We start from the raw sequence: 23,661 nt of genomic DNA, 5'->3' as shown, positions 1-23,661 counted from the left end.
CAGAACTTCCTTTTTAATGAGAGACAGGGACAAGCAGATGCTGCAGGATGCGACTGCCGAAGTAAGCCATGGTCAACAGCACCGCACCGCTGCAGTTAAACCAGACGACGCGGCGACCACGCCAGCCTTCATGATAGTGTCCCCAGAGCAAAACGATATAAACAAACCACGCGATAATCGAAAGCACGGCTTTATCGACGTTTTCGGCGCTGAAAAGATCCTGCATGTAAAACAGACCGGTGCAGAGCACCAGCGTTAACAGAACGACCCCGACCTGCGTGATATGAAACATCTTGCGTTCGATGGTCAGCAGCGGCGGCATATCCTGCGTAAACGCCAGACGCTTGTTTTTTAACTGGTAATCGATCCATGCCAGCTGCAGCGCATAGAGGGCAGCGATAATCAGCGTTGCATAGGCGAAGAGCGACAGGCCGATATGGATCATCATCCCTGGCGTCGTTTCCAGGTGGGTGATAAAGGCATTAGGGACAAAGGTCGCAAAGGCCAGATTGATCAGCGCGAAGCTGTAGACAATCGGCAGCAGCAACCAGCCGCGGTTGCGTGACGCCACAATGGTCATAATGGCGCAGATCAACAGGCTGACCAGTGAACCGATGTTGAGCAGGCTTAAATTCTGGCCGCTATCAACCGCAAATATGCGCTGCTGCAGGGCTACCGCGTGTGTCACCAGCGCCACACAGGCAGAGAGCATCGCCATTCGCCGCCAGCCGCCATTACGCTTCAGCAGGCTCGGAATGATCAGGGCAAGACTTAAGGAGTAGGCTAACAGCGCCACTATCGGGAAAACGAACATAGATCCTTTCAGGTTCAGTCAGATAAGGAAAAAGGCAGTATAGCGCCAGCCGCAGCAGGCTCCAAACGATCTGAGGGGCAATTGCAGAGATCGCGGCGGCTTCGTGTTATAATCCGCCGCATTCTGCCGATCAGGCGCCTCGCGATCTTTTTAAGTGAGAGACCATGTTTGATAATTTAACCGATCGTTTGTCGCAAACCCTGCGAAACATCAGCGGCCGCGGAAGGCTGACTGAAGAGAACATTAAAGAGACCCTGCGTGAAGTGCGCATGGCACTGCTTGAAGCTGACGTTGCGCTGCCGGTGGTGCGTGACTTCATTAACCGCGTCAAAGAGAGCGCGGTCGGCCATGATGTGAACAAAAGCCTGACGCCGGGTCAGGAGTTCATCAAAATCGTTCGTAACGAATTGGTTGCGGCGATGGGGGCAGAGAACAATGCTCTCGACCTGGCCGCTCAGCCGCCAGCTGTGGTGCTGATGGCGGGTCTGCAGGGTGCCGGTAAAACCACCAGCGTGGGTAAGCTGGGTAAATTCCTGCGCGAGAAGCACAAAAAGAAAGTGCTGGTTGTCTCTGCCGACGTTTATCGTCCGGCGGCAATCAAACAGCTGGAAACGCTGGCGCAGCAGGTTGGCGTGGATTTCTGCCCCTCTGACCTCAGCCAGAAGCCGGTGGAGATCGTCAACAATGCGCTGCGTGAAGCGCGCCTGAAATTCTACGATGTGCTGCTGGTGGATACCGCGGGTCGTCTGCACGTTGATGAAGCGATGATGGACGAAATCAAACAGGTTCATGCCGCGATTAATCCGGTAGAAACGCTGTTTGTGGTCGATGCCATGACTGGTCAGGATGCGGCCAACACAGCCAAAGCCTTTAACGAAGCGCTGCCGCTCACCGGCGTGATCCTGACCAAAGTCGACGGTGATGCACGTGGGGGTGCGGCGCTGTCGATTCGTCATATCACCGGCAAGCCAATTAAATTTATGGGTGTCGGCGAGAAAACCGAAGCCCTGGAACCGTTCTATCCGGACCGTATTGCGTCACGCATCCTCGGCATGGGTGACGTGCTGTCACTGATCGAAGATATCGAAAGCAAGGTTGACCGCGATAAAGCGGAGAAGCTGGCGAAGAAGCTGAAAACCGGTGACGGTTTCGATCTCAACGACTTCCTTGAGCAGCTGAAGCAGATGCGTAACATGGGCGGCATGGCCAGCCTGATGGGTAAACTGCCCGGCATGGGACAGCTGCCTGACAACGTGAAGTCGCAGATGGATGACAAGGTTCTGGTGCGCATGGAAGCCATCATCAACTCGATGACACGCAAAGAGCGTGAGAAGCCAGAGATCATCAAAGGCTCGCGTAAACGCCGCATCGCCACCGGCTCCGGCATGCAGGTGCAGGACGTTAACCGCTTATTAAAGCAGTTCGACGACATGCAGCGTATGATGAAGAAGATGAAGAAGGGCGGTATGGCGAAAATGATGCGCGGCATGAAAGGTATGATGCCGCCAGGATTCCCCGGCCGCTAAGGGTTCCACAAAAAAGCCCGAAAGGACGCGGTTTAGGTTGCTTTTTGCGCCAAAATGAGTAAAATTTTCGGGCTTTTTATACAGCACCCGGACCCCGTTCCTCGATGGGGGCCGGGTGTTTTATTAACTGAAGAGGATGTTATGGTAACAATTCGTTTGGCACGTCACGGCGCTAAAAAGCGTCCGTTCTATCAGGTCGTCGTTACTGACAGCCGCAATGCACGCAACGGTCGTTTCATCGAGCGCGTTGGTTTCTTCAACCCGATCGCTTCTGGTCAGGCTGAAGGTCTGCGTCTGGATATGGATCGTATCGAGCACTGGGTTGGCCAGGGCGCAACGCTTTCTGATCGCGTTAACGCGCTGGTCAAAGAAGCTAAGAAAGCAGCTTAATCTGTCACGGTGGTGAGCATGAGCAGACAAATTGCCGCACAGCCTCCTGTCAACCCGATTGTATTGGGCAAGATGGGAGCCGCCTACGGTATTCGCGGCTGGCTCAAAGTGTTTTCCTCCACTGAAGACGCTGAAAGCATCTTCAGCTACCAACCCTGGTTCATCCAGCGCGCCGGTAAATGGCAGCATGTCGAACTGGAAAGTTGGAAGCACCACAATCAGGACCTGATCATCAAAGTCAAAGGCATTGAAGATCGGGATGCGGCGGCTCAGTTAACCAATTGCGAAATTCAGGTTGACTCGACGCAGTTGCCATCGCTGGAAGAGGGTGACTACTACTGGAAAGACCTTATGGGCTGCCAGGTGGTTAACCTTGAAGGCTACGAGATGGGCAAAGTCATCGATATGATGGAAACCGGCTCGAACGACGTTCTCGTCGTTAAGGCAAACCTGAAGGATGCATTCGGTGTTCAGGAGCGGTTAATTCCGTTTCTTGATGAACAGGTTATCAGGAAAGTCGATCTCTCTACTCGCGTCATTGAGGTAGATTGGGATCCTGGTTTTTGAGCTCCGAATCGAGCGGTAACGTAACGGCGAATACAATGTGGATTGGTGTTATTAGCCTGTTTCCAGAAATGTTTCGCGCTATTACCGACTACGGGGTAACTGGCCGGGCTGTAAAAAACGGTCTGCTCAGCATTCAAAGCTGGAGTCCGCGTGACTTCACGCACGACCGGCACCGTACCGTGGATGATCGTCCTTACGGCGGCGGACCGGGAATGCTGATGATGGTACAACCCTTACGGGATGCCATCTCCGCAGCGAAAGCAGCGGCAGGTGATGGCGCCAGGGTGATATATCTTTCACCTCAGGGTCGCAAACTGGACCAACAGGGCGTTTGCGAACTGGCGGCACGAGACAAGTTAATTCTGGTCTGTGGCCGTTATGAAGGGATAGATGAGCGCGTAATCCACGCCGAAATTGATGAAGAATGGTCAATCGGTGATTACGTTCTCAGTGGCGGGGAACTGCCAGCCATGACGATGATTGACGCAGTCGCCCGGTTTATTCCCGGCGTACTCGGCAAGCAGGCGTCAGCCGATGAGGATTCGTTCTCTGACGGCTTGCTGGATTGTCCGCACTATACCCGACCTGAAGTGTTAGAGGGCGTGGAAGTCCCGGCAGTTTTACTGTCAGGTAACCATGCCGATATTCGCCGCTGGCGTCTGAAGCAGTCGCTAGGCCGTACCTGGCTAAGAAGACCTGAACTTCTGGAAAACCTGGCTCTGACTGAAGAGCAAGCAAGGTTGCTGAATGAGTTCCAGCGGGAACATCAGCAGCAACAAAACGATGATGTGGAAGAGTAATCTTCCCCGACTATCAGTTTACCCAGGATATGAGATTTAATTATGAGCAACATTATCAAGCAAATTGAACAAGAGCAGATGAAACAGGACGTACCTTCCTTCCGCCCGGGTGATTCCGTGGAAGTGAAAGTATGGGTCGTTGAAGGTTCTAAAAAACGTCTGCAGGCATTCGAGGGCGTGGTTATCGCTATTCGTAACCGCGGTCTGCACTCTGCATTCACTGTTCGCAAAATTTCTAACGGCGAAGGCGTTGAGCGTGTATTCCAGACTCACTCGCCGGTCATTGACAGCATCGCTGTTAAACGTCGTGGCGCTGTGCGTAAAGCCAAACTGTACTACCTGCGTGAGCGTACTGGTAAGTCTGCTCGTATTAAAGAGCGTCTTAACTAAGGTATCGCTAACGCGACATCTGAAAGTTAATAGCAAACAAGGGGTTGGCATCTGCCAGCCCCTTTTTTTGTCCTGTTGCCTGCCGTTAAGCGGTCTCTGGCCGCTGAAAATGATAAATCGCGGTATTGACCGGCCCATCATTGAGCACGATCAGGCCATAACGACAGCCAATAAAATCGCCGCCCGACTTCTCCGCGACGGCTCTGCTGGCGAGATTATCCTCGGCCACCAGAATCTCAATCACCCGTGTTTCAGGACGTGAAAACCCCAGCGGCAATAAAGTGGCGACGGCACGGGTCGCAATCCCCTGACGCTGAACATCACTACGCACCCAGTAGCCAATCGCACTGGCAGCGCCGGGATGGCGGGCAAAGCGCACGCCTGCGCCTCCCAGCAGCTGATCGTGCTGATCGACAATCGCAAACTCTTCAGCTTCTTCCCGCATCCGTTGCCAGTGGGTAAAGCGGATCCAGCTTTCCGCCTCATGTGGCTGATAGTCGTGATGTGCCCAGGCCATCCAGGGGATCAGGCTGTCCAGCGAGGCGTTCACCGCAGCGGTAAACGCAGGAACATCGCTTAGCAGGAAAGGTCGCAGGTGCGTCGTGCGTGGTGATGAAGGCATATCATTCCCGGATGCAAACCCTTAATCGTCTCATTTTGCCTGCGCCGGCAAGAAAAACAACAAAAGCAGATGTAAAGATATAATTACACTTTAATCCTGACGCTCTCTTTTGTCTTATATTTTATAAATATGATTTTATTGATTAATTTATAGCGTCCTGCGGCGGTTATTGATCTGTGGTAATTAATGTGTACATGCTATCTTGCGCTCTGTACCGGCTGTGATACAGTGACGTCAATCCTCAGCGAGGAGTCCAGAACCGCCAATACGAGATAAAGGATCGCCATCATGCAAAAAGACGCGCTGAACAATGTGCACATCGCCGGTGAACAGGTTTTAATTACACCTGAAGAGCTGAAAGCGAAGTTTCCACTGACGCTGGAACAGCAGGAGCAGGTTGCGGCTTCACGCCAGACCATCTCTGACATCATTGCCGGACGCGATCCGCGTCTGCTGGTGGTATGCGGACCCTGTTCAATTCACGATACCGAAGTCGCACTGGACTATGCGCGTCGTCTGCAAACCCTTTCTGAACAGGTGAGCGATCAGCTCTATATCGTTATGCGCGTCTACTTTGAAAAACCCCGTACCACCGTCGGCTGGAAAGGGCTGATCAACGATCCTTACATGGATAACTCGTTCGATATGGAAGCGGGTCTGCACATCGCTCGTAAGCTGCTGGTGGACCTGGTTGAAATGGGCCTGCCGCTGGCGACAGAAGCGCTCGATCCAAACAGCCCGCAATATCTGGGTGATCTGTTCAGCTGGTCCGCCATTGGCGCACGCACGACCGAATCCCAGACGCACCGCGAAATGGCTTCGGGTCTCTCCATGCCGGTAGGCTTTAAAAATGGCACCGATGGCAGCCTGGGCACGGCGATCAATGCGATGCGCGCTGCGGCAATGCCGCATCGCTTCGTCGGCATCAATCAGGCGGGTCAGGTCTGCCTGCTGCAGACGCAGGGCAACCCGGATGGGCATGTAATCCTGCGTGGTGGTAAAGCGCCGAACTACGGCCCTGAAGATGTCGCACAGTGTGAAAAAGAGATGCAGAAGGCGGGACTGCGTCCTGCCTTAATGATAGATTGCAGCCATGGTAATTCGAACAAAGACTACAGCCGTCAGCCTGGCGTAGCGGAATCCGCTATCGCCCAGATCAAAGACGGGAACCGTTCAATCATTGGTCTGATGCTGGAAAGCCATATCAATGAGGGTAACCAGTCTTCTGAACTGCCACGCAGCGAAATGAAATATGGCGTTTCCGTCACCGATGCGTGCATCAGCTGGGACGTGACCGAAACGTTGCTGCGTGAGATGCATCAGGATCTGAAGGGAGTGCTGTCGGCGCGTCTGTCACAAGAGGTATAAGAGGAATGGTGGCTGAACTGACCGCGTTACGCGATCAAATTGATAGTGTTGATAAAGCGCTCCTTGATCTGCTGGCCAGACGTCTGGAGCTGGTCGCTGAGGTAGGGGAAGTTAAAAGCCGTTACGGCCTGCCTATCTATGTGCCTGAACGGGAAGCGTCAATGCTGGCTTCCCGTCGCAAAGAGGCTGAAGCGCTCGGTGTGCCGCCGGATCTGATTGAGGATGTGCTGCGTCGCGTGATGCGCGAATCCTATACCAGCGAGAATGATAAAGGCTTTAAAACCCTGTGCCCGGCACTGCGTCCGGTGGTGATCGTTGGCGGCAAGGGCCAGATGGGCCGACTCTTTGAAAAGATGCTCGGCCTGTCAGGCTATACGGTGAAAACGCTGGATAAAGAGGACTGGCCGCAGGCGGAGACCTTACTCCGTGACGCCGGTATGGTCATCATCAGCGTGCCGATTCACCTGACTGAACAGGTGATTGCACAATTACCCCCTCTGCCAGACGACTGCATTCTGGTCGATCTGGCGTCGGTCAAAAACCGCCCTCTGCAGGCGATGCTGGCCGCCCATAACGGTCCGGTGCTGGGTCTTCATCCGATGTTCGGTCCGGACAGTGGCAGCCTGGCGAAACAGGTGGTGGTCTGGTGTGATGGCCGGCAGCCGGAGGCGTATCAATGGTTCCTGGAGCAGATTCAGGTCTGGGGTGCGCGCCTGCATCGCATCAGTGCGGTTGAGCACGATCAGAACATGGCGTTTATCCAGGCGCTGCGTCACTTTGCCACCTTTGCTTATGGCCTGCATTTAGCCGAAGAGAACGTCAATCTTGACCAGCTGCTGGCGCTTTCATCACCGATTTACCGGCTGGAGCTGGCAATGGTCGGGCGGTTATTCGCTCAGGACCCGCAGCTTTACGCCGATATCATTATGTCTTCAGAGAGTAATCTGGCGCTGATTAAACGTTACTACCAGCGGTTTGGTGAAGCGATTGCGCTGCTGGAGCAGGGTGACAAACAGGCGTTTATCGCCAGCTTTAATCGCGTAGAGCAGTGGTTTGGGGATCATGCCCGACGCTTCCTCATTGAGAGTCGCAGCCTGCTGCGATCGGCGAACGACAGCCGCCCATAAAAGAAAAAGGCATCCTTCCGGATGCCTTTTTTCTATTCGGCAGGTTCAACGGGCACGACATTCTCGCTGGGATAACAGCCCAGCACCTTCAGCGAGCGGGTCATTGTCTGTAATTCCTGCAGCGCCTGCTGCATCCGCTCTGATTGCAGATTGCCCTGCACATCAATGTAGAACATCTCTTCCCACGGATTACCGTGAATCGGGCGGGACTCCAGCTTGCTCATAATCAGGTTGTGCTGACGCAGTACCAGCAGCGCATCGACCAGCGCACCCGCCTGCTGACCGGTTGCCATGATCAGCGTGGTTTTGGCCGGTACCTGATCTGACACATCGATTGCCTTACGCGCCAGCACGATGAAGCGGGTGTGGTTTTGCTGCTGATTGGCCAGATTCCGCTCCAGCACCTGCAACTGATAGAGTTCACCACCGGCTTCACTGCCCAGGGCCGCAACGGCAGGGGAGTTGAGCGCTGCGACCTTTTCCATTGCCGCGGCCGTACTCTCGGTATATTCGATTTTCCAGTGCGGGAAGCGGTTAATAAACTGGCTGCACTGCTGGAACGGCTGAGGATGGCTGTAAACCGTCTCTATCTGCTGCAGGTCGCTGCTACCCTTCACCAGGACGCAGTGGTCGATAGGCAGCGTCAGTTCACCCACAATGGAGAGGCTGGTCTGCTGCAGCAGGTCATAAACATCATTGATGGAGCCTGAACTGGTGTTCTCAATCGGCATGACGGCGTAATCGGCTGCGCCATTTTCGACCTGTTTGATGATGTCGTGAAACTTCAGGCAGCCACACTCCACCATATTATCGAAGTGGCGCGATGCATAGTTGCGTGCCGCCAGATGGGAGTAAGAGCCTTTAGGACCGAGGAAGGCGATACGCGCCGCATGGGCATGAGGGTGGTTGAGGTTCTTTTGCAGCAGCGCCTGCTGGGTCAGAACGGAATCTTCAATGACCAGCTGAAACAGACGGGTGATATAATGCGCATCCAGGTGATGGGCCTTACCCAGCACAATCAGATTTTCCAGCAGCGCGCGTTCGCGCTCGACATCCCGAATCGGGCGATGTGTAGCCAGCTTGGCCTGCGCAACTTCCACTGCCAGCAGACGACGCTCAGCCAGCAGCGTCAGAAGTTTTTTATCCACTGCGCTGATCTTATCGCGTAGCGCCAGCAATGGATTGTCGGGATTCATAGGGCTCACCTGTATGCTATCCAAAAAAAAGCCTCCCGGCTGGGAGGCTTGGTTGTTCGTCTTCGCTTTCATTTTCTCACGACGAATGGCCTCCCGTTCAGGGGAAGGTAAAAAAGAAAGCGAAGAAAAACAGATCATGTTTCATGGAAATGTCCGTAAAAGGAGTAGGGGGAGAGTAACCGTACAGCTTAAAAGCTGTCAATAAAAAACGCGCCCGGAGGCGCGTTAAGAAAATCAGGACGCTTCGTCAGCAGGAATGATGTCTTTCACGCTGGCACTGGCGCGGCGTGCTTCAGACTTGTGCTGTACTTTGTTGAGCTGGCGCTCCAGCTTCGCAATCAGGTCGTTGATCGCGGTGTACATATCGTCATGTTTGGCACTGGCCACCAGAGTCCCGTTTGGGGTGTTAATGGTGGCATCGGCCACGAATTCTTTGGGCTCTTTCGACAGAACAATATGCGGATTAATCAGGTCGGTTTGCCATTTTTCGAGCTTGGCGAGACGGTCTTCAACATGGCTTCGGATGGCCGGGGTGATTTCCATTTGCTTACTGGTAATGTTCAGAATCATCGTTCTTACCTCGCTGTCATTTCCGTCTTGGTCTTCTCAGCATAGCGCGAAAAAGCGCTGAATGTGAGATTTCTATCACGGAAAAATGTCACTTTTTGTCAGTTTTGACAATCTGTGAGAAAGGCTCAGAAACGGGCGGAAATACCTTGAAGCGAACCGATAAACCCGGCATTCTTGATGGGTTAGCTCGCTGATTTCAGATCCAGTTATGACTGTTTTGTGAGCAAAAAAAAGCAGCCTTTCCGGCTGCTTTTTTTATGGCTGAAACGCAGCCTGCTGTCAGCTATTGTTAGCCGCGATGATTTTCGCCACTTTATCCGCTTCAGCGTTCAGCTGCAGGTTGCGGTAGGCATTCTCCATCAGCGGCAGTGCGTCGTGTGTCGCCTGCGTATCCGGATAATCGCGCATCATCCCTTCAACCCGGTTAACAACCGCGACATAAGCCTCACGCTTAGTATAGAATTGCGCCACTGAAAGCTCATATTTGGCCAGGCGATCTTTCAGGTAGACCAGACGTTTCTGCGCGTCAGCGGCATACTGACTGTTCGGGTAACTGCGCAGCAGCTGTGAGAAGTCACGGAAAGCATCACGTGCATGCGTCGGGTCGCGGTCAGAACGATCGATACCGAAGAAGCCCTGCAGTGCTGAATCATCCAGCGCCATATCCGTCAGACCTTTCATATAGATGACATAGTCGATGTTCGGATGGGTCGGATTGAGACGCATAAAGCGCGCAATGGCAGCCTGTGCCAGAGGCAGATCGGCATTTTTATAGTACGCGTAGATTAAATCCAGCTGCACCTGCTGCGAGTAAGGACCGAACGGATAACGATTATCCAGCGCTTCCAGTTGCTTAATCGCAGCTTTAAAGTTACCGTCCTGCAGCTTTTGCTGCGCTGTGGCATAGATTTCAGAAGGCGGGCTGTCCGGTACCGCGTCATTTGAGCCGGAACAACCAACAAGTGCCAGGCTCAGTGTGGCAGCAGCCACCAGATGTTTCATACGCGTCATGACGAAGTGATTATCCTCAAATGTTATGGCGGAAGCTGTCCGTATAGCTCCCGGTAATGACCAGGTACGATAGCACATTATATTAAACGGCATCGCCGTGAAAACCCAACGTTAACGAAGAAGCTGTATATGGCACAACAAGTTCAACTCACCGCAACGGTATCCGAATCACAACTCGGACAACGCTTAGATCAGACTTTGGCGGAATTGTTCCCTGATTATTCACGTTCACGCATAAAAGAGTGGATCCTCGATCGTCGCGTGACGGTAAACGGCGTCATGGTCGATACCCCAAAAGAAAAAGTGTTGGGCGGCGAGCTGGTCGCGATTAACGCTGAGATTGAGGAGGCACAGCGCTGGGAACCGCAAAATCTGCCACTCGACATCGTTTACGAAGATGAAGACATCATTGTCATCAATAAACCCCGCGATTTTGTGGTGCATCCCGGTGCCGGTAATCCGGATGGCACGGTGCTGAATGCATTGCTTCATCACTATCCTGCGATCATGGATGTGCCTCGTGCGGGCATCGTACACCGCCTGGATAAAGACACGACCGGCCTGATGGTCGTGGCGAAAACCGTACCGGCACAGACGCATCTGGTGGAATCACTGCAGCGGCGTGAAATTACCCGTGAATATGAAGCCGTTGCGATTGGTAATATGACAGCGGGCGGCACGGTCGAAGAGCCGATCAGTCGTCACTCCACCAAACGTACGCACATGGCCGTACACCCGATGGGGAAACCGGCGGTCACGCACTACCGCATCATGGAGCATTTCCGTGCGCACACGCGTCTGCGTCTGCGTCTGGAAACCGGGCGTACTCACCAGATCCGCGTTCATATGTCGCACATCAGCCATCCGCTGGTGGGCGATCCGCTCTACGGTGGTCGCCCGCGTCCGCCAAAAGGCGCCTCAGAGGCATTTATCGCTACGCTACGGGGCTTCGACCGTCAGGCGCTGCACGCTACGATGCTGCGTCTTTACCATCCTATCAGCGGTATTGAAATGGAGTTTCATGCGGCTATCCCGCAGGACATGGTCGATCTGATTGCGGCGTTAAAAGCAGACACCGCAGAATTTAAAGACCAGATGGACTGGTAATGGATCTGATTATTCCTCAATGGCCCGCACCGGCGCGTGTCCGGGCCTGCTCAACCCGCCGCCAGGGCGGAGTCAGTCACTCCCCGTGGGATGCGCTTAACCTGGGCGGGCACGTGGGGGATAATCCCGACGCGGTTGCGCGTAACCGTCAGTTGCTGGTTGATGAGGCGGGGTTGCCTGCGATGCCACAGTGGCTGGATCAGGTGCACGGCACCGGCGTCGTGCGTCTGGCTGAAGGGGGAGAGACGCCATTACGCGCTGACGCCTGCATCACCTCCGCGCCTGGCGTGGTCTGCGCCATTATGACGGCTGACTGTCTGCCGGTGCTGTTCTGTTCGCAGGATGGTGCTGAAGTGGCGGCCGCGCATGCCGGCTGGCGTGGCCTCTGTGCGGGCGTTCTGGAAAATACCCTGGCGCAGTTCCGATCGCCGCCCGACCAGATTCATGCCTGGCTGGGGCCGGCAATCGGCCCTGATGCGTTTGAGGTCGGTGCCGAAGTGCGCGACGCCTTTGTGGCTCAGGACCCCCACGCCGGACAGGCTTTTCATCCGTCGGGAGAGCGATTCTACGCCAATATCTGGCTACTGGCGCGCAGGCGACTGCAGGCTGCAGGCGTCCGTTCTATCAGCGCCGACAGCCGCTGTACCTTTACACAGCGTGACGATTTCTTCTCTTTCCGCCGCGATGGGATCACCGGGCGTATGGCAACTTTGATCTGGCTGTTATAACCTTACGCGATAAGACGGTCCAGTTAGCGTATTTTTTACTCAAATCTCAGGTCATTAACCTTGAAAATTTGAGGGATGACCTCATTTAATCTCCAGTAGCATTTTGACCTGTAATGGGAGGAATTATGCGTCTGGATCGTCTTACCAACAAATTTCAGCTGGCTCTCGCCGACGCGCAGTCCCTGGCTCTGGGACACGACAACCAATTTATTGAACCTCTGCACCTGATGAGCGCATTGCTCAAACAGGAAGGCGGATCGGTTTCGCCTTTACTGACGTCGGCCGGTGTCGACGTGACACCTTTTCGCGCGCAGGTTGAGCAGGCCATTGACCGCCTGCCGCAGGTTGAAGGCAGCGAAGGGGATGTCCAGCCCTCATCTGACCTCGTCCGGGTATTAAACCTGTGCGACAAACTGGCGCAGAAGCGCAACGACAACTTTATTTCATCTGAATTATTTGTTCTGGCTGCCCTGGAATCACGCGGCTCTCTGGCCGATCTGCTCAAAGCGGCAGGTGCCACTCGCGAAAAAATCACCAGTGCGATTGAACAAATGCGGGGAGGAGACAACGTGAACGATCAGGGGGCTGAAGATCAGCGCCAGGCACTGAAGAAATATACTATCGATCTGACCGAGCGCGCCGAGAAGGGCAAACTCGATCCGGTTATCGGCCGTGATGAAGAGATCCGTCGCACCATCCAGGTGTTGCAGCGCCGTACCAAAAATAACCCGGTGCTGATTGGTGAACCCGGCGTGGGTAAAACAGCGATTGTTGAAGGGCTGGCGCAGCGCATTATCAATGGCGAAGTGCCTGAAGGTCTGAAAGGCCGGCGGGTTCTGGCGCTGGATATGGGTGCGCTGGTGGCCGGTGCTAAATATCGCGGTGAATTCGAAGAGCGCCTGAAAGGGGTGCTGAGCGATCTGTCGAAGCAGGAAGGTAACGTCATTCTGTTCATCGACGAGCTGCATACGATGGTCGGTGCCGGTAAAGCTGACGGCGCGATGGATGCCGGCAATATGCTTAAACCCGCGCTGGCGCGTGGCGAGCTGCACTGTGTCGGTGCCACTACGCTGGATGAGTACCGGCAGTATATTGAAAAAGATGCTGCGCTGGAGCGCCGTTTCCAGAAAGTCTTTGTGGCGGAACCGAGTGTCGAAGATACCATCGCCATTCTGCGCGGCCTGAAAGAGCGTTATGAACTGCATCATCATGTGCAGATCACTGACCCGGCGATCGTCGCGGCTGCAACGCTCTCTCATCGTTACATTGCGGACCGGCAGCTGCCTGACAAGGCGATTGACCTGATCGACGAGGCGGCATCCAGCATTCGTATGCAGATGGACTCGAAGCCGGAGTCACTGGATCGTCTGGAGCGTCGCATCATTCAACTGAAGCTGGAGCAGCAGGCACTGAAGAAAGAGGCTGATGATGCCAGCATCAAACGCCTTGAGATGCTGGAGAGCGAGCTGAATCAGAAAGAGCGGGAGTATGCCGAGCTTGAAGATGAGTGGAAAACCGAGAAAGCCTCATTATCCGGCACGCAGAACATCAAAGCTGAACTGGAGCAGGCGCGCCTCAATTTAGAGCAGGCCCGTCGTCAGGGCGATCTCGCTCAGATGTCAGAGTTGCAGTACGGTAAAATTCCTGCCCTGGAAAAACAGTTAGCTGCAGCCACCCAGGCGGAAGGCAAAACCATGAAGTTACTGCGTAACCGGGTAACAGATGTGGAGATTGCCGATGTGCTGGCCCGCTGGACCGGTATCCCGGTAGCACGAATGATGGAAGGTGAGCGCGATAAGCTGTTGCGGATGGAGCAGGAGCTGCATGGCAGGGTTATCGGACAGGATGAAGCCGTTGAGGCGGTATCCAATGCGATTCGTCGCAGCCGTGCCGGTCTGTCGGATCCTAACCGTCCTATCGGTTCGTTCCTGTTCCTGGGGCCGACCGGTGTAGGTAAGACCGAGCTGTGTAAATCGCTGGCTAACTTCCTGTTCGACAGTGACGATGCCATGGTGCGTATCGACATGTCCGAATTTATGGAAAAACATTCGGTGTCACGGCTGGTGGGTGCCCCTCCGGGCTATGTCGGTTATGAAGAGGGCGGTTATCTGACTGAAGCGGTACGCCGTCGTCCTTACTCCGTCATCCTGCTGGATGAGGTCGAAAAGGCGCATCCTGATGTCTTTAACATTCTGCTGCAGGTGCTGGATGATGGACGCCTGACGGATGGACAGGGCAGAACGGTCGATTTCCGTAACAGCGTGGTGATCATGACCTCTAACCTTGGGTCAGATTTAATTCAGGAGCGGTTCGGCGATCTCGGCTATCCGGAAATGAAAGAGATTGTGATGGGTGTGGTTGGCCAGCACTTCCGTCCTGAATTCATCAACCGTATTGATGAGGTCGTGGTGTTCCATCCGCTGGCTGAGAAACATATTGCCTCTATTGCTCAGATTCAGCTGCAGCGGCTGTATCACCGTCTGGAGGAGCGGGGCTATCAGTTGCATATCTCCGAGGAGGCTCTGCGGTTGCTGGCGGAGAATGGCTACGATCCGGTCTATGGTGCGCGTCCGCTGAAACGGGCGATACAGCAGCAGATTGAAAACCCGCTGGCACAGCAGATCCTTTCTGGTTCACTGGTGCCGGGCAAAACAATCCAGATGGATGTGGAAAACGATGTGATTACAGCTCATCAGTAATCCTGCGAGATAAAAACGGGCCGCTGGCCCGTTTTTTTATGCCCTTTTACCTGGCTTTTGTTTAATAAGGCAGCGAATTGAGTGCAAAGTGAACGGTCGGTAAAAAAGTTGTCATTTGCACTTGCGCTATCTGAACGGCTCCCTATAATGCGCCTCCATCGACACGGCACACCGGCAACGGGAAGCAGGTTGAAGGTTCAGGAGACTGAGCCGCCGGAGAAAAACTTCTGAAAAAGAGGTTGACTCTGAAGGAGGAAAGCGTAATATACGCCACCTCGCGACAGGACGCTAACGCACTGTTCGCACTGCTCTTTAACAATTTATCAGACAATCTGTGTGGGCACTCGCAGGATTGATATCAGCGTCTTCGGACGCACAAAAATATCAAAGCCTCACGAGTGAACACATAATGAAATTCATTATGACGTTTTACAGATGAGCACCGCTGAACTCGTTTCAGCAAATCAAACTTTAAATTGAAGAGTTTGATCATGGCTCAGATTGAACGCTGGCGGCAGGCCTAACACATGCAAGTCGGACGGTAGCACAGAGAGCTTGCTCTTGGGTGACGAGTGGCGGACGGGTGAGTAATGTCTGGGGATCTGCCCGATAGAGGGGGATAACCACTGGAAACGGTGGCTAATACCGCATAACGTCGCAAGACCAAAGAGGGGGACCTTCGGGCCTCTCACTATCGGATGAACCCAGATGGGATTAGCTAGTAGGCGGGGTAATGGCCCACCTAGGCGACGATCCCTAGCTGGTCTGAGAGGATGACCAGCCACACTGGAACTGAGACACGGTCCAGACTCCTACGGGAGGCAGCAGTGGGGAATATTGCACAATGGGCGCAAGCCTGATGCAGCCATGCCGCGTGTATGAAGAAGGCCTTCGGGTTGTAAAGTACTTTCAGCGGGGAGGAAGGCGGTGAGGTTAATAACCTCGCCGATTGACGTTACCCGCAGAAGAAGCACCGGCTAACTCCGTGCCAGCAGCCGCGGTAATACGGAGGGTGCAAGCGTTAATCGGAATTACTGGGCGTAAAGCGCACGCAGGCGGTCTGTTAAGTCAGATGTGAAATCCCCGGGCTTAACCTGGGAACTGCATTTGAAACTGGCAGGCTTGAGTCTCGTAGAGGGGGGTAGAATTCCAGGTGTAGCGGTGAAATGCGTAGAGATCTGGAGGAATACCGGTGGCGAAGGCGGCCCCCTGGACGAAGACTGACGCTCAGGTGCGAAAGCGTGGGGAGCAAACAGGATTAGATACCCTGGTAGTCCACGCCGTAAACGATGTCGACTTGGAGGTTGTTCCCTTGAGGAGTGGCTTCCGGAGCTAACGCGTTAAGTCGACCGCCTGGGGAGTACGGCCGCAAGGTTAAAACTCAAATGAATTGACGGGGGCCCGCACAAGCGGTGGAGCATGTGGTTTAATTCGATGCAACGCGAAGAACCTTACCTACTCTTGACATCCAGAGAACTTAGCAGAGATGCTTTGGTGCCTTCGGGAACTCTGAGACAGGTGCTGCATGGCTGTCGTCAGCTCGTGTTGTGAAATGTTGGGTTAAGTCCCGCAACGAGCGCAACCCTTATCCTTTGTTGCCAGCGATTCGGTCGGGAACTCAAAGGAGACTGCCGGTGATAAACCGGAGGAAGGTGGGGATGACGTCAAGTCATCATGGCCCTTACGAGTAGGGCTACACACGTGCTACAATGGCGCATACAAAGAGAAGCGACCTCGCGAGAGCAAGCGGACCTCACAAAGTGCGTCGTAGTCCGGATCGGAGTCTGCAACTCGACTCCGTGAAGTCGGAATCGCTAGTAATCGTGGATCAGAATGCCACGGTGAATACGTTCCCGGGCCTTGTACACACCGCCCGTCACACCATGGGAGTGGGTTGCAAAAGAAGTAGGTAGCTTAACCTTCGGGAGGGCGCTTACCACTTTGTGATTCATGACTGGGGTGAAGTCGTAACAAGGTAACCGTAGGGGAACCTGCGGTTGGATCACCTCCTTACCTGAAGATACCTTCCCGCGCAGTGCTCACACAGATTGTCTGATAAAAAAGTAATGAGCAGGACGGCTGCGAAGTTGTGACACTATCGTGTCCCCTTCGTCTAGCGGTTAGGACTCCGCCCTTTCACGGCGGCAACAGGGGTTCGAATCCCCTAGGGGACGCCACCTGCTTGGTGACAGGTGAAAGGTGTCTCCATACAGTATCTCAAAACCGTTTCCGCTGCGCGAGCAGGGAGACGCGTCTGAGATATTTGCTCTTTAACAATCCGGAACAAGCTGAAAATTGAAACGACATGACGCGTTCATTCTCCGTAATAAGAATGAAATGGCGACATGTTCGAGTCTCTCAAATGCTTACAGTCTGCAGCGTGAAAACGCCTGTGGGTTGTGAGGTTAAGCGACTAAGCGTACACGGTGGATGCCCTGGCAGTCAGAGGCGATGAAGGACGTGCTAATCTGCGTAAAGCGACGGTAAGGTGATATGAACCGCTACAGCCGTCGATGTCCGAATGGGGAAACCCGGTGCACTCAGTGCATCATTGCAGCATGAATACATAGTGCTGCAAGGCGAACCGGGGGAACTGAAACATCTAAGTACCCCGAGGAAAAGAAATCAACCGAGATTCCCCCAGTAGCGGCGAGCGAACGGGGAGCAGCCCAGAGCCTGAATCAGCATGTGTGTTAGTGGAAGCGTCTGGAAAGTCGCAGGGTACAGGGTGATACTCCCGTACACAAAAGCACACACGCTGTGAGCTCGATGAGTAAGGCGGGACACGTGGTATCCTGTCTGAATATGGGGGGACCATCCTCCAAGGCTAAATACTCCTGACTGACCGATAGTGAACCAGTACCGTGAGGGAAAGGCGAAAAGAACCCCGGCGAGGGGAGTGAAACAGAACCTGAAACCGTGTACGTACAAGCAGTGGGAGCACCCTTGTGGTGTGACTGCGTACCTTTTGTATAATGGGTCAGCGACTTATATTCTGTAGCAAGGTTAACCGTATAGGGGAGCCGCAGGGAAACCGAGTCTTAACTGGGCGTTAAGTTGCAGGGTATAGACCCGAAACCCGGTGATCTAGCCATGGGCAGGTTGAAGGTTGGGTAACACTAACTGGAGGACCGAACCGACTAATGTTGAAAAATTAGCGGATGACCTGTGGCTGGGGGTGAAAGGCCAATCAAACCGGGAGATAGCTGGTTCTCCCCGAAAGCTATTTAGGTAGCGCCTCGTGAACTCATCTCCGGGGGTAGAGCACTGTTTCGGCTAGGGGGCCATCCCGGCTTACCAACCCGATGCAAACTGCGAATACCGGAGAATGTTATCACGGGAGACACACGGCGGGTGCTAACGTCCGTCGTGAAGAGGGAAACAACCCAGACCGCCAGCTAAGGTCCCAAAGTCATGGTTAAGTGGGAAACGATGTGGGAAGGCACAGACAGCCAGGATGTTGGCTTAGAAGCAGCCATCATTTAAAGAAAGCGTAATAGCTCACTGGTCGAGTCGGCCTGCGCGGAAGATGTAACGGGGCTAAACCATGCACCGAAGCTGCGGCAGCGACACTATGTGTTGTTGGGTAGGGGAGCGTTCTGTAAGCCGTCGAAGGTGTGCTGTGAGGCATGCTGGAGGTATCAGAAGTGCGAATGCTGACATAAGTAACGATAAAGCGGGTGAAAAGCCCGCTCGCCGGAAGACCAAGGGTTCCTGTTCAACGTTAATCGGAGCAGGGTGAGTCGACCCCTAAGGCGAGGCCGAAAGGCGTAGTCGATGGGAAACAGGTTAATATTCCTGTACTCGGTGTTACTGCGAAGGGGGGACGGAGAAGGCTATATCAGCCGGGCGACGGTTGTCCCGGTTTAAGCGTGTAGGCGGAGGGTCCAGGTAAATCCGGACTCTTTTAACGCTGAGGCGTGACGACGAGGCACTACGGTGCTGAAGTGATAAATGCCCTGCTTCCAGGAAAAGCCTCTAAGCATCAGGTAACACAGAATCGTACCCCAAACCGACACAGGTGGTCAGGTAGAGAATACCAAGGCGCTTGAGAGAACTCGGGTGAAGGAACTAGGCAAAATGGTGCCGTAACTTCGGGAGAAGGCACGCTGGCGCGTAGGTGAAGGGACTTGCTCCCGGAGCTGAAGCCAGTCGAAGATACCAGCTGGCTGCAACTGTTTATTAAAAACACAGCACTGTGCAAACACGAAAGTGGACGTATACGGTGTGACGCCTGCCCGGTGCCGGAAGGTTAATTGATGGGGTTATCCGTAAGGAGAAGCTCTTGATCGAAGCCCCGGTAAACGGCGGCCGTAACTATAACGGTCCTAAGGTAGCGAAATTCCTTGTCGGGTAAGTTCCGACCTGCACGAATGGCGTAATGATGGCCAGGCTGTCTCCACCCGAGACTCAGTGAAATTGAACTCGCTGTGAAGATGCAGTGTACCCGCGGCAAGACGGAAAGACCCCGTGAACCTTTACTACAGCTTGACACTGAACATTGAGCCTTGATGTGTAGGATAGGTGGGAGGCTTTGAAGCGCGGACGCCAGTCTGCGTGGAGCCATCCTTGAAATACCACCCTTTAATGTTTGATGTTCTAACGTGGCCCCGTGATCCGGGGTGCGGACAGTGTCTGGTGGGTAGTTTGACTGGGGCGGTCTCCTCCCAAAGAGTAACGGAGGAGCACGAAGGTCAGCTAATCACGGTCGGACATCGTGAGGTTAGTGCAATGGCATAAGCTGGCTTGACTGCGAGAGTGACGGCTCGAGCAGGTGCGAAAGCAGGTCATAGTGATCCGGTGGTTCTGAATGGAAGGGCCATCGCTCAACGGATAAAAGGTACTCCGGGGATAACAGGCTGATACCGCCCAAGAGTTCATATCGACGGCGGTGTTTGGCACCTCGATGTCGGCTCATCACATCCTGGGGCTGAAGTAGGTCCCAAGGGTACGGCTGTTCGCCGTTTAAAGTGGTACGCGAGCTGGGTTTAGAACGTCGTGAGACAGTTCGGTCCCTATCTGCCGTGGGCGCTGGAGAATTGAGGGGGGTTGCTCCTAGTACGAGAGGACCGGAGTGAACGCACCACTGGTGTTCGGGTTGTCATGCCAATGGCACTGCCCGGTAGCTAAGTGCGGAAAAGATAAGTGCTGAAAGCATCTAAGCACGAAACTTGCCCCGAGATGAGTTCTCCCTGACCCCTTGAGGGTCCTGAAGGGACGTTGAAGACGACGACGTTGATAGGCCGGGTGTGTAAGCGCAGCGATGCGTTGAGCTAACCGGTACTAATGACCCGTGAGGCTTAACCTTACAACGCCAGAGGCGTTTTTTGAGAGACACGATTTTCAGCTTTGTTTACCGGATTAAAGAATCTGCGGGAACGAAAGATTTTGCGGCGTGACAAGGCGCAGAGCGAGGACATCAGCGGGAGCATACTGAGGTATGTGACCGGTGTGGCTGAGCGATGGCAACGCGGTCATGACGTAAAAGATTTGTTCCGTGCACCAAGAATTTGCCTGGCGGCTTTAGCGCGGTGGTCCCACCTGACCCCATGCCGAACTCAGAAGTGAAACGCCGTAGCGCCGATGGTAGTGTGGGGCCTCCCCATGCGAGAGTAGGGAACTGCCAGGCATTATATAAGTGAAGAAGCCCCGCACCGACGTGCGGGGCTTTTTTACGTCTGAATTTTTCTGTTTTAAACTGAAATTCGGTACTGATCCTCTGCATTCTTTCACTTTCTGACCCTCCCTTTTTCCTGCCTTTATCACCAGCAAACCGCTGATTTTTCGATAATTAGCGATGCGGCTCACAATACTAATCTCAGATTAGGCCGCCTTTACCTTCCGTGGACTTAAATGCTTTACTCATACTTTAAACGCTGTTGATCAGCAAGGAACAGAGGTAAGGCATGACACCCACAACAAATAAAATGCAGACGGATGATACAAAAAAGCGTATCTGGGCCATCGTCGGTGCGTCATCGGGTAACCTGGTAGAGTGGTTCGACTTTTATGTCTATTCATTCTTCTCACTCTATTTTGCCCATATTTTCTTCCCGCAGGGCGATACCACGACCCAGCTCCTCCAGACAGCGGGCGTATTTGCAGCCGGCTTCTTAATGCGTCCGATAGGGGGCTGGCTGTTCGGCTATATCGGCGACAGACATGGCCGAAAAAATTCGATGCTGGTTTCAGTCTGTATGATGTGTTTTGGCTCACTGGTGATCGCCTGCTTACCCGGTTATGCCACCATTGGTGTGGCGGCTCCGGTCATTCTGCTGCTGGCGCGTATGTTTCAGGGCCTGTCGGTAGGGGGCGAGTATGGAACCAGCGCAACCTACATGAGCGAAGTTGCGCTGGAAGGGCGCAAAGGTTTTTACGCCTCATTCCAGTATGTCACGCTGATCGGAGGCCAGTTAGCCGCAGTGCTCACCGTCGTGGTGTTGCAGTTTCTGCTCACCGATGCAGAACTGCGGAGCTGGGGCTGGCGTATTCCGTTCTTCCTTGGCGCGCTGCTCGCCGTTGTTGCGCTCTGGCTGCGCCGATCGCTGGAAGAGACCTCAGATAAAACCAGCCGTGAACATCGCGATGCAGGAAGCGTAATCGGGTTGCTGCGCAATCATACCCGTCCCTTCCTGATGGTGCTGGGTTTCACTGCTGGCGGCTCTCTGAGTTTCTACACGTTCACGACCTATATGCAGAAGTATCTGGTTAACACCTCGGGGATGGATCCTAAGACCGCCAGCGGCCTGATGACCGGCGCACTGCTGGTCTTTATGCTGATTCAGCCCATTATTGGTGCCCTGTCAGATAAAATTGGCCGTCGTACCTCAATGATGATTTTTGGCGCGGGCGCGGCCATCTGTACAGTCCCGATCCTGACCCTGCTGCAAAATGTGCAGAGCCCCGGCGTGGCTTTCATGTTGATCATGCTGGCGCTGCTAATCACCAGCTTCTACACCGCCATCAGCGGCATCCTTAAAGCCGAAATGTTTCCGCCTCAGGTGCGTGCACTGGGGGTAGGACTCTCCTATGCGGTCGCCAATGCGATTTTCGGTGGGTCGGCCGAGTATGTGGCCTTACTGATGAAGAAGCAGGGCATTGAGACAACCTTCTTCTGGTATGTCTCCGCGATGGGGGCGGTGGCCTTTGTGGTGTCGCTGTTACTGCATAAGCGCGGGAAGGGTATCAGGCTCTGACGCGATTACTGGCCTGGATTCCACGGGGCAATGCCGCTGGCTGTACCGGCGGCATCCCGGGTGAAGCTCCAGCCTGAGCCATCCGATCGGCTCTCATATCCCTTTGCCTGCTCCGGGGCCGCAGGATTCACATAGTGCGGCCTCGGAGCAGCAACCTTTTAAAGAATACGGCTGATTAGGCGATCGATACGGATCCGGCGCAGACGGCGGATCAGTTTCCGCACCTTGGCTGGATAATCCGCAATACTTTCGAGTTCACGGAAATGGTTCACGACCGTGGTGTGCTGCCGGATTAACGTCAGCTCCTTCTCACGCTGGACTGCTAACTCCTGATGCGGATCGTGGATCAGCACCGCATTTTCCAGATCGAGTCGCCATGCGCGCGGATTGAGATTATTACCGGTGATCAGCTGCCACTCATCATCCACCCACATCCCTTTGAGGTGATAGCTGTTCTCGCCATCCTTCCACAACCGTACGACCAGCTGTTCGTTGCTGACGTAGTATTGCAGGCGGCTCAGGAAGCGACGCAGGTTAATCTCATAGAGATAAGGCAGCGCACCAATGATCTTGAAGGGCTGATCGGGGGCGATATAGAAGTCATTGGCGGTTTTATCCCCCACAATGATCTCAACCTGCTTACCCTGACGCAGCAGATGAATGATATTGCGAACCAGCAGCGCAGGCAGGTTGAAGTAGGGGGTGCAGATAATGAGTTTCTGCTCTGCACAGGGCATCAGGTGGAAAATCGTTTTGTTCAGCAGGCTATGCTTACCCAGTCCCACCAGCGGGGTGACCGCCAGCTCTTCGTTACCCGCATTTCCGTCGAACTGATAGTTAAAGCCACGCAGATCCTGACGAAACTGACGCGTTTCATTTTTGATTTCAGGACTGGAAGGGCGCTCAGCCACGTCGAGTCGATTGACCGCTTCTGCTGGTTTCAGATTGAGATCGATCCAGGCATACATCGTATCGGTCAGCTGAGCATTGCGGATGATCTGGTAGCGGTCATAGCGATATTTATCATGCTGATGCAGATAGACATCATTAATGCTGGCTCCGCTGTAGATCAGCGTGTCATCAATAATGAAGCCTTTCAGATGGAGCACACCCAGCGCTTCGCGGGTATTAACCGGGATGCCATACACCGGAATCGCAATGTCGGCATGGCGGGTCGCCATTTCGCAATACCAGTCCGCATTAGTGACGCCTCGCGCGGCACCAATGCGTCCACGCTGTGCACGATGCCAGTCAACCAGAATTGAAATATCCAGTTCCGGACGCGCCTGCTTCGCACGGTAGAGCGCATCCATGATGGCGCGCCCGGCATCATCATTTTCCAGATAGAGCGCAACGATACAGATGCGGGTCTGCGCTGCGGCAATTTTTTCCAGCAGCGTCTCACGAAATTCGGCAGGCGAGTAAAGTGTCGACACATCCGCAACGGATTGTGACAGTTTCGGCAACTGTGCGAGGTGTTGTTGGTGTTTATTACGTTTGAATTTAGACAACATCACAGTGCACTTCTTCTCTGTTCATTGCATGGCCTT

The 23,661-nt window shown here is 54.0% G+C and carries 18 protein-coding genes, 1 tRNA gene, 3 rRNA genes and 1 other annotated feature; of the genes, 15 read left to right on the top strand and 7 right to left on the bottom strand.

Going from position 1 to position 23,661, the window contains the following annotated elements; all coding sequences use genetic code 11:
* Positions 1-13: 13 nt before the first annotated feature.
* Complete coding sequence (locus AC6I7A_RS15200; protein ID WP_009086884.1) at positions 14-814, bottom strand: cytochrome C assembly family protein; 801 nt, start codon at positions 812-814, stop codon at positions 14-16.
* A gap of 164 nt (positions 815-978) precedes the next feature.
* Between AC6I7A_RS15200 and ffh the strand changes: the two genes are divergently transcribed.
* From ffh to rplS, 5 genes are all read left to right on the top strand, one after another.
* A complete protein-coding gene (gene ffh, locus AC6I7A_RS15195; RefSeq protein WP_009086882.1) occupies positions 979-2,340 on the top strand; it encodes a signal recognition particle protein in 1,362 nt (453 codons plus the stop codon).
* 141 nt (positions 2,341-2,481) lie between these two features.
* Positions 2,482-2,730 (top strand): 30S ribosomal protein S16, encoded by a 249-nt coding sequence (gene rpsP / locus AC6I7A_RS15190; protein ID WP_009086880.1) that lies wholly within the window; start codon positions 2,482-2,484, stop codon positions 2,728-2,730.
* An 18-nt stretch (positions 2,731-2,748) separates the two neighbouring features.
* Positions 2,749-3,297 (top strand): ribosome maturation factor RimM, encoded by a 549-nt coding sequence (gene rimM, locus AC6I7A_RS15185; protein ID WP_009086878.1) that lies wholly within the window; start codon positions 2,749-2,751, stop codon positions 3,295-3,297.
* A gap of 35 nt (positions 3,298-3,332) precedes the next feature.
* Complete coding sequence (trmD, locus tag AC6I7A_RS15180) at positions 3,333-4,097, top strand: tRNA (guanosine(37)-N1)-methyltransferase TrmD (protein WP_009086876.1); 765 nt, start codon at positions 3,333-3,335, stop codon at positions 4,095-4,097.
* Positions 4,098-4,139: 42 nt separating this feature from the next.
* Complete coding sequence (rplS, locus tag AC6I7A_RS15175) at positions 4,140-4,487, top strand: 50S ribosomal protein L19 (RefSeq protein ID WP_003849035.1); 348 nt, start codon at positions 4,140-4,142, stop codon at positions 4,485-4,487.
* An 85-nt stretch (positions 4,488-4,572) separates the two neighbouring features.
* Here the strand turns inward: rplS and AC6I7A_RS15170 are convergent, their stop codons facing one another.
* Entirely contained in the window at positions 4,573-5,109 is a 537-nt protein-coding gene (locus tag AC6I7A_RS15170) for a GNAT family N-acetyltransferase (RefSeq protein WP_058958435.1), read from the bottom strand.
* A gap of 288 nt (positions 5,110-5,397) precedes the next feature.
* Here AC6I7A_RS15170 and AC6I7A_RS15165 point away from each other — a divergent pair, with 288 nt between their 5' ends.
* Positions 5,398-6,477, top strand: a complete 1,080-nt coding sequence (locus tag AC6I7A_RS15165; RefSeq protein WP_058958434.1) for a 3-deoxy-7-phosphoheptulonate synthase — start codon at positions 5,398-5,400, stop codon at positions 6,475-6,477.
* A 5-nt stretch (positions 6,478-6,482) separates the two neighbouring features.
* Positions 6,483-7,604 carry a bifunctional chorismate mutase/prephenate dehydrogenase gene (gene tyrA, locus AC6I7A_RS15160; protein WP_009086795.1) on the top strand — a complete coding sequence of 374 codons (1,122 nt, stop codon included), beginning with the start codon at positions 6,483-6,485 and terminating at the stop codon, positions 7,602-7,604.
* A gap of 32 nt (positions 7,605-7,636) precedes the next feature.
* On the opposite strand, the gene pheA is transcribed toward tyrA, so the two are convergent.
* The 4 genes from pheA to bamD form a co-directional block, all read right to left on the bottom strand.
* Entirely contained in the window at positions 7,637-8,800 is a 1,164-nt protein-coding gene (pheA, locus tag AC6I7A_RS15155) for a bifunctional chorismate mutase/prephenate dehydratase (RefSeq protein ID WP_009086794.1), read from the bottom strand.
* A 21-nt stretch (positions 8,801-8,821) separates the two neighbouring features.
* Positions 8,822-8,946 (bottom strand) — a sequence feature (Phe leader region).
* Entirely contained in the window at positions 8,898-8,945 is a 48-nt protein-coding gene (pheL, locus tag AC6I7A_RS15150; protein ID WP_193387678.1) for a pheA operon leader peptide PheL, read from the bottom strand. (Overlaps the previous feature by 48 nt.)
* Before the next feature lie 88 nt (positions 8,947-9,034).
* Positions 9,035-9,370, bottom strand: coding sequence for a ribosome-associated translation inhibitor RaiA (gene raiA, locus AC6I7A_RS15145; protein WP_009086789.1), 336 nt, complete (start codon positions 9,368-9,370; stop codon positions 9,035-9,037).
* Positions 9,371-9,649: 279 nt separating this feature from the next.
* A complete protein-coding gene (bamD, locus tag AC6I7A_RS15140; protein ID WP_009086788.1) occupies positions 9,650-10,381 on the bottom strand; it encodes an outer membrane protein assembly factor BamD in 732 nt (243 codons plus the stop codon).
* 129 nt (positions 10,382-10,510) lie between these two features.
* Between bamD and rluD the strand changes: the two genes are divergently transcribed.
* The 8 genes from rluD (at position 10,511) to AC6I7A_RS15100 (ending at position 22,111) form a co-directional block, all read left to right on the top strand.
* Positions 10,511-11,488, top strand: coding sequence for a 23S rRNA pseudouridine(1911/1915/1917) synthase RluD (gene rluD / locus AC6I7A_RS15135; RefSeq protein ID WP_009086786.1), 978 nt, complete (start codon positions 10,511-10,513; stop codon positions 11,486-11,488).
* The gene (gene yfiH / locus AC6I7A_RS15130; RefSeq protein WP_058958433.1) at positions 11,488-12,216 is read left to right on the top strand and encodes a purine nucleoside phosphorylase YfiH; all 729 of its coding nucleotides are present in this window, start codon (positions 11,488-11,490) and stop codon (positions 12,214-12,216) included. Before rluD ends, yfiH begins: the two co-directional genes overlap by 1 nt.
* A gap of 125 nt (positions 12,217-12,341) precedes the next feature.
* Positions 12,342-14,915 carry an ATP-dependent chaperone ClpB gene (gene clpB / locus AC6I7A_RS15125; protein ID WP_046102433.1) on the top strand — a complete coding sequence of 858 codons (2,574 nt, stop codon included), beginning with the start codon at positions 12,342-12,344 and terminating at the stop codon, positions 14,913-14,915.
* Between the two features lie 473 nt (positions 14,916-15,388).
* A 16S ribosomal RNA gene (locus AC6I7A_RS15120) occupies positions 15,389-16,928 on the top strand.
* A gap of 89 nt (positions 16,929-17,017) precedes the next feature.
* Positions 17,018-17,092 (top strand) — tRNA-Glu (locus AC6I7A_RS15115).
* 226 nt (positions 17,093-17,318) lie between these two features.
* A 23S ribosomal RNA gene (locus AC6I7A_RS15110) occupies positions 17,319-20,223 on the top strand.
* 205 nt (positions 20,224-20,428) lie between these two features.
* Positions 20,429-20,544 (top strand): 5S ribosomal RNA (gene rrf, locus AC6I7A_RS15105).
* The 16S, 23S and 5S rRNA genes sit together here with 1 tRNA gene alongside, the layout of an rRNA operon.
* Positions 20,545-20,821: 277 nt before the next feature.
* Positions 20,822-22,111, top strand: a complete 1,290-nt coding sequence (locus tag AC6I7A_RS15100) for an MFS family transporter (protein ID WP_058957953.1) — start codon at positions 20,822-20,824, stop codon at positions 22,109-22,111.
* A gap of 158 nt (positions 22,112-22,269) precedes the next feature.
* Here AC6I7A_RS15100 and pssA read toward each other — a convergent pair whose 3' ends face one another.
* Complete coding sequence (gene pssA / locus AC6I7A_RS15095) at positions 22,270-23,625, bottom strand: CDP-diacylglycerol--serine O-phosphatidyltransferase (RefSeq protein WP_058957954.1); 1,356 nt, start codon at positions 23,623-23,625, stop codon at positions 22,270-22,272.
* Between the last annotated feature and the right edge of the window lie 36 nt (positions 23,626-23,661).

This window comes from Type-F symbiont of Plautia stali (assembly GCF_059731105.1).
The sequence above is the reverse complement of the archived record's forward strand: the minus strand, read 5'-3'. Positions and strand labels throughout refer to the sequence as shown.

Bases quoted from the DNA above. Each gene is read 5' to 3' on its own strand.
- rluD (WP_009086786.1), top strand. From the start codon at position 10,511: ATGGCACAACAAGTTCAACTCACCGCAACGGTATCCGAATCACAACTC.
- ffh (WP_009086882.1), top strand. From the start codon at position 979: ATGTTTGATAATTTAACCGATCGTTTGTCGCAAACCCTGCGAAACATC.
- AC6I7A_RS15170 (WP_058958435.1), bottom strand. From the start codon at position 5,109: ATGCCTTCATCACCACGCACGACGCACCTGCGACCTTTCCTGCTAAGC.
- pheA (WP_009086794.1), bottom strand. From the start codon at position 8,800: ATGAATCCCGACAATCCATTGCTGGCGCTACGCGATAAGATCAGCGCA.
- yfiH (WP_058958433.1), top strand. From the start codon at position 11,488: ATGGATCTGATTATTCCTCAATGGCCCGCACCGGCGCGTGTCCGGGCC.
- rplS (WP_003849035.1), top strand. From the start codon at position 4,140: ATGAGCAACATTATCAAGCAAATTGAACAAGAGCAGATGAAACAGGAC.
- AC6I7A_RS15200 (WP_009086884.1), bottom strand. From the start codon at position 814: ATGTTCGTTTTCCCGATAGTGGCGCTGTTAGCCTACTCCTTAAGTCTT.
- trmD (WP_009086876.1), top strand. From the start codon at position 3,333: ATGTGGATTGGTGTTATTAGCCTGTTTCCAGAAATGTTTCGCGCTATT.
- clpB (WP_046102433.1), top strand. From the start codon at position 12,342: ATGCGTCTGGATCGTCTTACCAACAAATTTCAGCTGGCTCTCGCCGAC.
- raiA (WP_009086789.1), bottom strand. From the start codon at position 9,370: ATGATTCTGAACATTACCAGTAAGCAAATGGAAATCACCCCGGCCATC.
- bamD (WP_009086788.1), bottom strand. From the start codon at position 10,381: ATGACGCGTATGAAACATCTGGTGGCTGCTGCCACACTGAGCCTGGCA.
- rpsP (WP_009086880.1), top strand. From the start codon at position 2,482: ATGGTAACAATTCGTTTGGCACGTCACGGCGCTAAAAAGCGTCCGTTC.
- AC6I7A_RS15165 (WP_058958434.1), top strand. From the start codon at position 5,398: ATGCAAAAAGACGCGCTGAACAATGTGCACATCGCCGGTGAACAGGTT.
- rimM (WP_009086878.1), top strand. From the start codon at position 2,749: ATGAGCAGACAAATTGCCGCACAGCCTCCTGTCAACCCGATTGTATTG.
- tyrA (WP_009086795.1), top strand. From the start codon at position 6,483: ATGGTGGCTGAACTGACCGCGTTACGCGATCAAATTGATAGTGTTGAT.
- AC6I7A_RS15100 (WP_058957953.1), top strand. From the start codon at position 20,822: ATGACACCCACAACAAATAAAATGCAGACGGATGATACAAAAAAGCGT.
- pssA (WP_058957954.1), bottom strand. From the start codon at position 23,625: ATGTTGTCTAAATTCAAACGTAATAAACACCAACAACACCTCGCACAG.